The organism is Kitasatospora sp. NPDC034035 (assembly GCF_055575755.1).
Map to the genome: position 1 here is coordinate 16,180 of NZ_JBVISA010000018.1, position 11,821 is coordinate 28,000.

7 protein-coding genes are annotated in these 11,821 nt (G+C 73.7%); 6 read left to right on the plus strand and 1 reads right to left on the minus strand.

Going from position 1 to position 11,821, the window contains the following annotated elements; translation table 11 throughout:
- Positions 1-289: 289 nt before the first annotated feature.
- The 4 genes from ACZ52J_RS24490 (at position 290) to yicI (ending at position 8,028) form a co-directional block, all read left to right on the plus strand.
- Positions 290-3,145, plus strand: coding sequence for a glycoside hydrolase family 3 C-terminal domain-containing protein (locus ACZ52J_RS24490; RefSeq protein ID WP_465621932.1), 2,856 nt, complete (start codon positions 290-292; stop codon positions 3,143-3,145).
- A 179-nt stretch (positions 3,146-3,324) separates the two neighbouring features.
- Positions 3,325-4,314: an acetylxylan esterase gene (locus ACZ52J_RS24495; protein ID WP_465621691.1), complete on the plus strand. Its 990-nt coding sequence runs from the start codon at positions 3,325-3,327 to the stop codon at positions 4,312-4,314.
- Between the two features lie 34 nt (positions 4,315-4,348).
- Positions 4,349-5,749 carry a GH1 family beta-glucosidase gene (locus ACZ52J_RS24500; protein WP_465621693.1) on the plus strand — a complete coding sequence of 467 codons (1,401 nt, stop codon included), beginning with the start codon at positions 4,349-4,351 and terminating at the stop codon, positions 5,747-5,749.
- Entirely contained in the window at positions 5,746-8,028 is a 2,283-nt protein-coding gene (gene yicI / locus ACZ52J_RS24505; RefSeq protein WP_465621695.1) for an alpha-xylosidase, read from the plus strand. Before ACZ52J_RS24500 ends, yicI begins: the two co-directional genes overlap by 4 nt.
- 130 nt (positions 8,029-8,158) lie before the next feature.
- On the opposite strand, the gene xylA is transcribed toward yicI, so the two are convergent.
- Positions 8,159-9,331 carry a xylose isomerase gene (gene xylA / locus ACZ52J_RS24510; protein ID WP_465621697.1) on the minus strand — a complete coding sequence of 391 codons (1,173 nt, stop codon included), beginning with the start codon at positions 9,329-9,331 and terminating at the stop codon, positions 8,159-8,161.
- A 97-nt stretch (positions 9,332-9,428) separates the two neighbouring features.
- On the opposite strand from xylA, the gene xylB reads away from it, so the two are divergent.
- Both xylB and ACZ52J_RS24520 read left to right on the plus strand, forming a co-directional pair.
- Complete coding sequence (gene xylB, locus ACZ52J_RS24515) at positions 9,429-10,859, plus strand: xylulokinase (protein ID WP_465621699.1); 1,431 nt, start codon at positions 9,429-9,431, stop codon at positions 10,857-10,859.
- Between the two features lie 72 nt (positions 10,860-10,931).
- Positions 10,932-11,821 (plus strand): ROK family transcriptional regulator (locus tag ACZ52J_RS24520; RefSeq protein WP_465621701.1); only part of this gene is annotated, 890 nt, incomplete at its 3' end.

The following is an 11,821-nucleotide window of genomic DNA, read 5'->3' on the forward strand; positions in this document are numbered from 1 at the left end:
CGAACGGGTTCACGATCACCAGTGGTACCAGGGTGAGGACCACGACCGCCATCTGCAGCGACAGCTCATGGTGGCGTGGCCCCTCTCCGTCGCAGCGTCGGAAGCGTCGAAGCGCTTGGATGTTTCGCCGAGACTAACGATGCGTTACCGGTTGAGCAAGAGGCTGAACAAATGCAAAATCGGTTGCGCTCGGGGGAGTTGACAGTCACTTCGGAGCCTGTCAACGTCGAAGCGCTTCGATGAACGACGCCGAGCCCAGCCCGCCCGAGGGGTATTCCACGTGAGTTCCGTGCCCGCGTCCGCAGCCGGCCTGCCCGGTTTCCGCAATCCCACGCTTCCCCTGCGCAAGCGTGTCGACGACCTGCTCCACCGGCTCACGCTCGACGAACGGCTCGCGATGCTGCACCAGTACGCGCCCGCCGTGCCGCGCCTGGGCGTCGCCCCCTTCCGCACCGGAAGTGAGGGCCTGCACGGGGTCTCCTGGCTCGGGGTGGCGACGGTCTTCCCGCAGGCCGTCGGCCTCGGCGCCAGCTGGGACGAGGACCTGGTGCGCGAGGTCGCCGAGGCGGTCTCGACCGAACTGCGCGCCTTCCACTACCACCGCCCGCCGGCGATCGGCACCACCGAACGCGGGGCGAACTCCCTGCAGGCCTGGGCCCCCGTGCTCAACCTGCTGCGCGACCCGCGCTGGGGGCGCAACGAGGAGGGCTACTCCGAGGACCCGGTGCACACCGCCCGGGTCGGCGAGGCGTTCTGCCGGGGCCTCGCCGGCGACCACCCGACCTACCTGCGCACCGCCCCCGTGCTCAAGCACTTCCTCGCCTACAACAACGAGGACGACCGCTGCACCACCTCCTCCTCGCTACGCCCCCGCGTGCTCCACGAGTACGACCTCGCCGCCTTCCGCCCGGTCGTCGCCTCCGGCGCCGCGACCGGCGCGATGGCCGCCTACAACCTGGTCAACGGCCGACCCTGCCACGTCAGCCCGCTGATCGAGGCGGAGCTGCGCCGCTGGGCCGAGCCCACCGGCCACGAGCTGTTCGTGGTCAGCGACGCCGAGGGCCCCTCCAACCTGGTCGACCCGGAGCACTACTTCGACGACCACGCCGAGTCCCACGCGGCCGCGCTGAAGGCCGGCATCGACAGCTTCACCGACCATGGCGAGGACAGCGCGACTCCGGTCGGCCGGCTGCGCGAAGCGCTGGAACGCGGACTGATCGACGAGGCCGACGTGGACCGCGCGGTCCGGCGGCAGCTCGAACTGCGCTTCCGCCTCGGCGAGTTCGACCCCGAGCTGGACCCCTACGCCGACACCGGACCCGAGGTGATCGACTGCCCCGAGCACCGCGACCTGGCCCGGCAGGCCGCGACCGAGTCGACGGTGCTGCTCAAGAACGACGGCCTGCTGCCGCTCGACCCGGCCCGCACGCCGCGGATCGCTGTCATCGGCCCGCTTTCCGACACGCTCTTCGAGGACTGGTACAGCGGCACCATGCCGTACCAGGTGGGCATCGCCACCGGACTGGCCGAGGCCGTCGGCGCACACGGCGCCGAAGTGGTCCGGGTGGAAGGCGCCGACCGGATCACCCTGCGCTCGCGCACCACGGGAGACCTGCTCGGCAAGTCCGCCTACGACGTGACCGACTGGGGCGGCGGCGCCTTCACCCTGTGCGCCGCCGACACCGGCCGCTACCTGAGCCTTCAGGACGACGACGCCCTGGCCGCCGACCGGGAAGTGATCAGGAGCTGGTTCGTCAAGGAGACCTTCCGGCTCGAACCGGCCGGCGCCGACACCGTGCTGCTCCGCTCCGTGTTCACGGGGCGCTACGCCGCCATGGACCCGACCGACGGCCGGGTGACCGTCACCGCCGAGAGCGCGGACGATGCCGAGCGCTGGCAGCGCGAGCTGGTGCGCGACGGCATCGCCGAGGCGCGGGCGGCCGCCGAGACGGCGGACGTCGCGGTCGTCGTCCTCGGCAACCACCCGATGGTCAACGGCCGCGAGACCGAGGACCGCGCGGACATCGACCTGCCCGAGGGCCAGGAGGAACTGCTGCACGCGGTCGCCGCCGTCCGCCCGGAGACGGCCCTGGTCGTGATGAGCAGCTACCCCTACGCCCTCGACTGGGCCGACGAGCACCTGCCCGCCGTGGTGTGGACCTCCCACGGCGGGCAGGAGACGGGGCACGCCCTGGCCGCCGTGCTGCTCGGCGGGGCCGAGCCCGCCGGCCGCCTGCCGCAGACCTGGTACCGGGGCGACGACCCGCTGCCCGCCCCGCTCGACTACGACATCATCAAGGCGGGCTGGACCTACCAGTACCACCGGGCCACCCCGCTCTACCCCTTCGGGCACGGGCTGTCCTACACCGACTTCGCCTACCGCGACCTGCGCCTGTCGCAGCCGTCGATCGACCAGGACGGGTCGGTCGACGTCACCGTCACACTGGCCAACAGCGGACGGCGGCCCGGCAGCGAGGTCGTCCAGCTCTACGTCCGGGCCCTGGACGCCCGCTACGAGGCACCCCGGCTGCGCCTCGCCGACTTCCGCAAGGTCCACCTGGAGCCCGGCGAGGAGCGGGAGTTGACGTTCCGGCTGCCGGCCGACCGGCTCGCCCACTGGGACGTCGCCACCGGGGCCTTCACCGTCGACCCCGGCGGCTACGAGGTGGTCGTCGCCCGCAGCTCCGACCACCCGGTGCTCACGGCGCCGCTCACCGCGCTCGGGGCGGTGGCCACGCCCCGCGTGGTCCTCGAACGCCGCACCCCGGCCGTCGACTTCGACGACTACACGGACACCACCATCGTCGACGCCGACCGCACCGACGGCGACGCGGTCACGCCCACCGATCCCGCGCAGCCCGCGACGCTCCTCTTCCGGGACGTCGACCTCTCCGGAGCCGTCCGGATCACGGTGGAGACCGCCCGCGAGGACGCCGGACCGGTCCGGGCCGGGCTCGAAGTCCACGCCGGCAACCGCCTGTTGGCCGAACTCGACGTGCCCGTCACCGGCGACCGCTACGCCTGGACGGTCACCACCGCCGCACTCGCCGCCCCGCTCGACGGTACGCACGACCTGAGCCTGACCCTGCACGGCGACGTCCGCCTCGCCGCCTTCCGCTTCGGCGGGGCCGGCCAGGCCGACTGAGGACCGTCGCCCCACGGACCGGCGGCCCGCCCATGGGGTGGGCGGGCCGCCACCCTCACCTGTCCGGCGCTCCGCGCCGCACCCGTTCGCTTCCGTCACCCCGCCGCCCGGAGGCGTCCCCATGCCGCTGCTCGCCCCACCACACCGGCTCGTCATCGCTCTATCCGGAGGAATCCGCCATGCCGCTCACAGACTTCGGACTCGACGAACTCGTCCGCTACCGGCCGGAGCCGTCCGCCCCGCAGGACTTCGACGACTTCTGGCAACGGAGCCTCGCCGACGCCCGCTCGCACGGCGGGGCGGTCAAGGTCGAACGCGTCACCGCGCAGTACGGACTGCGCACCGTCGAGGTGGACGACGTGCGGTTCCCCGGCTGGAACGGCGAGCCGGTGGCCGCCTGGCTGCTGCGCCCGCGCGGCGTGGCGGGGCCACTGCCGGTCGTCGTCACCTACATCGGCTACTCCGGCGGCCGCGGGCTGCCCACCGAGCACCTGTTCTGGTCCGCCGCCGGGTACGCCCAACTCGTCGTCGACAGCCGGGGCCAGGGCCGGGACACCCCCGACCGGGGCGAGGGCGACGGCACCCAGTGGGCCGAGGGCTTCATGACCCGCGGCATCGACTTCCCCGAGAACCACTACTACCGGCGGCTGATCACCGACTGCGCGCGCGCCGTGGACGCCGTCACCCGACTGCCCGGCCTCGACGGCAACCGGATCCTGCTGGCCGGCGGCAGCCAGGGCGGCGGCCTGGCCATCGCCGTCGCCGGGCTCACCGGGGACCGCGTCGCGGCGGTGATGCCGGACGTGCCGTTCCTGTGCCACTTCCGCCAGGCAGCGCAGATCGCCGGGGAGGGGCCGTACCAGGAGATCGTCAAGTACCTGCGCTGGCACAGCCCGAACCGCGTCCAGCAGACCCTTGACACCCTTGACTACTTCGACGGAGTCAACTTCGCCCAGCGGGCCACCGCGCCGGCCCTGTTCAGCGTCGGCCTGATGGACCCGGTCTGCCCGCCCTCCACGGTCTACGCCGCCTTCAACCACTATGCCGGTGAGGACCGAACCATGACGGTCTGGCCCTTCGCCGACCACGGCGGCGGCTGCGGCGCCAACCCGCCCGCCCAGCTCGCCTGGCTGCGGGAGCGCGGACTCACGCCGGAGCCCGCCGCATGAGCGAACGAAGCGAGCGAGTCATCAGGAGGTGCGCATGAGCACCCCGGCCTTCCCGGAACTGCCCGCCGGCTTCCGCTTCGGCGCCGCCACCGCCGCCTACCAGATCGAGGGCGCCCACGACGAGGACGGCCGCGGCCCGTCCATCTGGGACACCTTCAGCCACACCCCCGGCCGCACCCTCGGCGGCGCCACCGGCGACACCGCCTGCGACCACTACCACCGCTACCCCGAGGACGTCGCCCTGCTGCGCGGGCTCGGCGTCGACAGCTACCGCTTCTCGATCGCCTGGCCCCGCCTGCTGCCCCGGGGCACCGGGTCCGTCAACCGGAAGGGCCTGGACTTCTACGACCGGCTGATCGACGAACTGCTGGACGCCGGGATCGCGCCCGCCGCCACCCTCTACCACTGGGACCTGCCGCAGGCCCTGGAGGACCGGGGCGGCTGGCGCGTCCGGGAGACCGCCGAATCGTTCGCGGAGTACGCCGCCCTCGTGGCCGAGCGCTACGGGGACCGGGTCGAGCGCTGGATCACCCTCAACGAACCGTTCTGCTCCGCGTTCGTCGGCTACGCCGAGGGCCGGCACGCCCCCGGCGCCCAGGAGGGGCGCGGCGCCCTCGCCGCCGCGCACCACCTGCTGGTCGCCCACGGCCTCGCCGTCCGGGAGCTGCGCGCCGGGGGCGCCGGGGAGGTCGGGATCACACTCAACCTCGACCGCCTGCACGCCGCCTCCTCCCTCCCGGAGGACCGGGCCGCCCGGCGCCGGGCCGAGGTCCTGCACAACGAGGTGTGGACGGCGCCGCTGTTCGCCGGGCGCTACCCCGCGCACGAGGCCGACACCTGGTGCGGTCTCGCGGACGGCCCCTGGCGGCGGCCGGGCGACCTGGACCTGATCGGCGCGCCGCTGGACTTCCTCGGCGTCAACTTCTACCGCCCGATCACCGTGGCCGCCGCGTACCACCGCACGGACGACGTCGACCGGCGCACCGCCGTGGACATCGGAGTCACGGAGCCGGACCCGTACGGCACCCGGCACACCACCATGGGCTGGCCCGTCGTGCCGACCGCGCTCACCGAACTGCTCCGCGGCCTCCACGCCCGCTACCCGCAGCTCCCGCCGGTCTGGATCACCGAGAACGGCTCCGCCGAGGCCGACAGCCTCACCCCCGACGGCCGCGTCCACGACGCGGAGCGGATCGACTACCTGGCCGGCCACCTCGCCGCCGTCGCCGACGCCATCGCGGCCGGGGTCGACGTGCGCGGCTACTACATCTGGTCCCTGCTGGACAACTTCGAGTGGGGGCGCGGCTACGAGCAGCGCTTCGGCCTGGTCCACGTCGACTACGACACCCTGACCCGAACGCCCAAGGACAGCTACCACTGGTACCGGGGCCTGATCACCGCGCACCGCGCGCGGACGGAGGAACCTGCCCGATGAAGTTCACCGACGGCTACTGGCTGATGCGACCGGGCGTCACGGCGCGCTACGCCACCGAGGTCGCCGACGTCCGGACCGACGATGACCGGATGACCCTCTACGCGCCCGTGAAGCACGTGCGCGGCCGCGGTGACACGCTCAACAGCCCACTGCTGACCGTCGAGTGCTGGTCCCCGGCCGAGGGCGTGATCGGGGTGCGCACCACCCACCACGCCGGATCGGTGCGGCGCGGACCGGAGTTCGCGCTGCCCGGCGCCGAGCCGGGCAGCGGGAAGGTGCGCCGGGACGGCGACGTGGTGGAGCTCTGCGCCGGCGAACTGACCCTGCGGGTGGACACCTCGAAGCCGTGGCAGCTGGAGTTCACCGCCGGCGGCCGGGTCCTGACCACGGTGGGCGAGCGCGGCACCGGCTTCGTCACCGACGCGGGCGGCCGCCACCACATGCTCGGACAGCTCGCCCTGGGCGTCGGCGAACTGGTCTACGGCCTGGGGGAGCGGTTCACCCCGTTCGTCCGCAACGGCCAGGTGGTGGACATCTGGCAGGCGGACGGCGGCACCAGCAGCGAACAGGCGTACAAGAACGTCCCGTTCCACCTGACCAACCGGGGCTACGGCGTCCTCGTCAACCACCCCGGCCGGGTCAGCTACGAGATCGGGTCCGAGGCGGTCGGCCAGGTGCAGTTCAGCGTCGAGGACCAGTCGCTGGAGTACTTCGTCGTCCACGGCCCGACCCCCAAGCTGATCCTGGAGCGCTACACCGCCCTCACCGGCCGCCCCGCGCTGCCCCCGGCCTGGGCACTGGGCCTGTGGCTGACCACCTCCTTCACCACCGACTACGACGAGGCCACCGTCAACCGCTTCGTCGGCGGCATGGCCGAACGCGGCATCCCGCTGAGCGTGTTCCACCTCGACTGCTTCTGGATGCGCGAGTACCAGTGGAGCGACTTCGCGTGGGACCCGGACACGTTCCCGGACCCGGCCGGCATGCTGGCCCGGCTCAAGCAGCAGGGGCTGCGCATCTCCGCCTGGATCAACCCCTACATCGCCCAGAAGTCGGAGCTGTTCGCCGAGGGCATGCGCGAGGGCTACCTGGTGCGCCGCCCGGACGGCAGCGTCTGGCAGTGGGACCTGTGGCAACCGGGCATGGCGCTGGTCGACTTCACCAACCCCGCGGCCCGCGACTGGTACACCGGCAAGCTGCGCACCCTGCTGGCGGTCGGGGTGGACTGTTTCAAGACCGACTTCGGCGAGCGCATTCCCACCGACGTCCTCTGGCACGACGGCTCAGACTCGGAACGGATGCACAACTACTACACCCAGCTGTACAACCGGGCCGTGTTCGAGCTGCTCCGGGAGGAGCGCGGGGAGGGCGAGGCGCTGCTGTTCGCCCGGTCCGCGACCGTGGGCGGCCAGCAGTACCCGGTGCACTGGGGCGGCGACTGCGAATCGCACTTCAACGCCATGGCCGAGTCGCTGCGCGGCGGACTCTCCCTCGGGCTGTCCGGTTTCGGGTTCTGGAGCCACGACATCGGCGGCTTCGAGGGCACACCGACCCCCGCCGTCTTCAAACGCTGGACACAGTTCGGCCTGCTCTCCTCGCACAGCCGGCTGCACGGCAGCAAGTCCTACCGCGTGCCGTGGGACTTCGGCGAGGAGGCCGTCGAGGTCACCCGCGAGTTCACGCTGCTCAAGCACCGCCTGGCGCCCTACCTCCAGCACGCGGCCCAACAGGCGCACGCCACCGGCCTCCCGGTGATGCGCGCCATGGTGCTGGAGTTCCCGGACGACCCGGCCGCCGCCGCGCTCGACCGGCAGTACCTGCTCGGCGACGACCTGCTCGTCGCCCCGGTCTTCACCGAGGACGGCACGGTCGAGTACTACGTGCCCGAGGGGACGTGGACCAACATCCTGACCGGCGACCAGGTCACCGGCCCGCGCTGGGTGCGCGAACGGCACGGCTTCCACACCCTGCCGCTGCTCGCCCGCCCGGACTCCGTCATCGCGTTCGGGGCGGACGACCAGCGCCCGGTCTCCGCCTGGGCCGAGGGCGTCGAGCTGCGGGTGCACGCCTTCGCCGACGGCGCCGAGCGCAGCGTCGTGATCCCGCGCACCGAAGGCACCGGCGAGAGCGCCCGCTTCCGGCTGCGCCGCACCGGCGACCGGCTGAGGGTGACCACCGACAGCCCGCACCCGTGGCAGCTGAGGCTCGGGGGCCCGGACGGCGCCCTGCACGTCAGCCCGGCCGGCACCCACGAGGCCGAGCTGACCTACCCGGCCTGAGGCCGGCCCCGGACGCGAGGTCCCGCGCGCCCCCGCATGGGCGCGCGGGACCTCGCTCCTTGTCGTCCGTACTCGCCGGGTCGCGCGGGCCGGGTCGGACGGAACCGTGCGACCCGGCTGACGGATGCGGTCAGCGGGCGCCGAGGAGGTGTTCGAGGGCCAGCTGGTCCAGCTGCTCGAAGGCCATGCCGCGCCGGGCGGCGGCGTCGACGTCGAACTCCTCGAAGGCGGAGCGGTCCGCCAGCAGCCCGCTCAGGCCGTCCTCCGCCGTGGGGAGGGCGAGTTCGGGCAGCCGGGAGGCGGCGAGCGCGGCCCGCACCTCCGGGTCGGCCCGGAAGGCGCGGGAGCGCTCGGCCAGCAGCAGGTAGTTGCGCATGCAGCCGGCCGCGGACGCCCAGACGCCGTCGAAGTCCTCGGTGCGCGGCGGCTTGAAGTCGAAGTGCCGCGGGCCGTCGTAGCCGGCCGATTCCAGCAGGTCGACCAGCCAGAAGGCCTGCCGCAGGTCTCCGGCGCCGAAGCGCAGGTCCTGGTCGTACTTGATGCCGGACTGGCCGTTGAGGTCGATGTGGAACAGCTTGCCGTGCCACAGGGCCTGGGCGATGCCGTGCGGGAAGTTGAGCCCGGCCATCTGCTCGTGGCCGACCTCGGGGTTGAGACCGACCCGATCGGGCCGCTCCAGCGCGTTGATGAACGCCAGGGCGTGGCCGACGGTGGGCAGCAGGATGTCGCCGCGCGGCTCGTTGGGCTTGGGCTCGATCGCGAAGCGCAGGTCGTAGCCCTGCTGCTCGACGTACTCGCCCAGCAGGTCGAAGGCCTCCTTCAGCCGGTCGAGCGCGGTGCGCACGTCCTTGGCCGCGCCGGACTCGGCGCCCTCGCGCCCGCCCCAGGCGACGTAGACCGAGGCACCGAGCTCGGCCGCCAGGTCGATGTTGCGGATCGTCTTGCGCAGCGCGTAGCGCCGGACGTCGCGGTCGTTGGCGGTGAAGGCGCCGTCCTTGAAGACCGGGTGGGTGAACAGGTTGGTGGTCGCCATCGGGACCGTCAGCCCGGCGTCGTCCAGTGCGGCCCGGAAGCGCTTGACGCTCTGCTCGCGGGTGGCCTCGCCCGCCCCGAAGGGAATCAGGTCGTCGTCGTGGAAGGTGACGCCGTAGGCGCCGAGGTCGGCCAGTCGCCGCACGGTCTCGACCGGGTCGAGGGCGGGGCGGGTGGCGTCGCCGAAGGGGTCGCGACCCTGCCAGCCGACGGTCCACAGGCCGAAGGTGAACTTGTGCGCGGGGGAGGGGGTGAGGGCGTCGCTGGACATGGAGCGGCTCCGGGTTCCGTGCCGAAAGGGTGTTTGTAAGGGCTCTCAACAAATTAGTATGCCGGAACGTCAGAAGGAACCCCCATCGGAGGAACGCATGCCCGAGCAGCGTGTCGTGATCGGCTTCGACAGCTCCACCCAGTCCACCAAGGCGCTCGCCGTCGACCTCGACACCGGCACCGTCCTGGGCCGGGGCCGCGCCCCGCACACCGTCAGCACGGGCGCCGGTCGCGAGAGCGATCCCGAGCAGTGGTGGGACGCGCTCGGGCAGGCCGCGGCGGGAACCGGCTGGGCGGCCCGCGCGGCCGCCGTCTCGATCGCCGGTCAGCAGCACGGTCTGGTCACCCTGGACGCGGCCGGAGTGCCGGTCCGCCCGGCGCTGCTCTGGAACGACGTCCGGTCCGCGCCCCAGGCCGCCGAGTTGAAGGCCGCGATCGGCGCCGCGGAACTCGCCCGCCGCACCGGCAGCGTGCCCACCGCCGCCTTCACCGCCCCCACGTGGGCCTGGCTGCGCGCCCACGAGCCCGCCGCCGCCGACCGGGTCGCGGCCGTCCGCCTGCCCCACGACTTCCTGACCGAGCGGCTGACCGGGGAGGCGGTCACCGACCGGGGCGACGCCTCGGGAACCGGCTGGTGGGGTCCGGACGGCTACGACCGGGACGTCCTCGCCCGGATCGGTCTCGACCCGGGCCTGCTGCCGGAGGTCCTGCCCCCCGGCGCCCGGGCCGGTGCCGTCCGCCCCGGGACGCCGCTGCGCGAAGGCACGCCGGTGGCCACCGGCACCGGCGACAACATGGCCGCCGCCCTCGGGCTCGGCCTGCTCCCCGGGCAGCCGGTGCTCAGCCTCGGCACCTCCGGCACCGTCTACGCCGTCGGCCGGCGCAGGCCCGCCGACCCCAGCGGCACCGTCGCCGGCTTCGCCGACGCCCTCGGTGGCTGGCTGCCACTGGCCTGCACGCTCAACTGCACCCTCGCCGTCGACCGCTTCGCCGCCCTGCTCGGCCGCGGCCGCGACGAGGTCGAGGACGGCGGCACCGCGGTCGTCCTGCCCTACCTGGACGGCGAGCGGACACCGGACCTCCCGGGGGCCTCCGGCCTGGTCCACGGGTTGCGGCACGACACCACCCGGGGGCAGCTGCTGCAGGCCGCCTACGACGGCGCCGCCCACGCCCTGCTCGCCGCCCTGGACGGCGTGCTGCGCGCGGGCGGCGCGGACCCGGCGGGCGACGAGCCGCTGCTGCTGATCGGCGGCGGCGCCCGCGGGCAGGCCTGGCAGCGGACCGTCCTGCGGCTCTCGGGCCGCGCGGTCCAGGTGCCCGACGCGCAGGAACTGGTCGCGCTCGGCGCCGCCGCCCAAGCCGCCGCGCTGCTCACCGGCGAGCCCGCCGACGCCGTCGCCCGCCGCTGGAAGACGGCGCGGGGCCCGGTGCTGGAGCCGGTGAAGCGGGACGAGGACGCGCTGCTGCGGATCGGGGATACCCTGCGTCGGGCCGGGGCCTTGCAGGGAGCTCCGGCCGAGGACCGGTAGGAGGGGCGGCGCGTGACAGTGGTCGGCAAGGCGAAGATCAGCCCGGGGAGTGGGCCCGCGTCGCAACAGGACATGCGACGGCGGAACCTCTCGGTCGTCCTCGGCGCGGTCGCCGCGCACCGCTCGCTGCCCCGCCCGCTGTCCCGTGCGGACGTCGCCGGACGCGTCGGCCTGACCAGGGCGGCCGTCTCGTCGCTGGTCGACGAGCTGATCGGGCGGGGTGCGCTGACCGAGGCGGAGACCCCGCCCGACGGGCGGGTCGGTCGCCCGGGACGCGCGTTGTCGGTGACCGACGAGGGCCCCGCCGGTCTCGGCCTGGAGATCGGCGTCACCCACCTCGGCGCGTGCGTGGTGGACCTGCGCGGCGAGCCGCGGGTGTGGCGCCGGGTGGAACGGGTCAACGCGGGCCGGCCGGCCGGGCGGGTCCTGGCAGAGGCCGCCGCGCTGGCCGCCGAGACGGAGGCCGAGGCCGCCGCCCTCGGACTGCGGGTCGAGGGCCGCGTCCTGGCCGTGCCCGGGGTGGTGCCGAACGGGCCCGGCGCACTGGTCGAGCGCGCGCCCAACCTCGGCTGGCACGGCGTCCGGCTCGCCGACCACTGGCCCGACCCGGACACCGTGCCCGAACCGGAGAACGAGGCCAACCTCGGGGCGCTGGCCGAGTACTGGAGCGCCGAGCCGGCCGTGGAGACCTTCGTCCACGTCTCCGCCGACACCGGGATCGGTGCCGCCCTGGTCATCGACGGGCAGTTGTTCCGGGGCGCCCGCGGCTTCGCCGGCGAACTCGGTCACATCCCCATCCGGCCGGACGGCGTCGAGTGCGCCTGCGGTGCCCGCGGCTGCCTGGAGCAGTACGCGGGCGAGGCGGCCGTGTTGTTTGGGGGCAGGCTCGCGGAGGCCAGTCGCGCCCGCGGCGGTGTCATCAGGGGCAGAACAGACCCCGCGGGGGGACCCGTCTCCCCGTC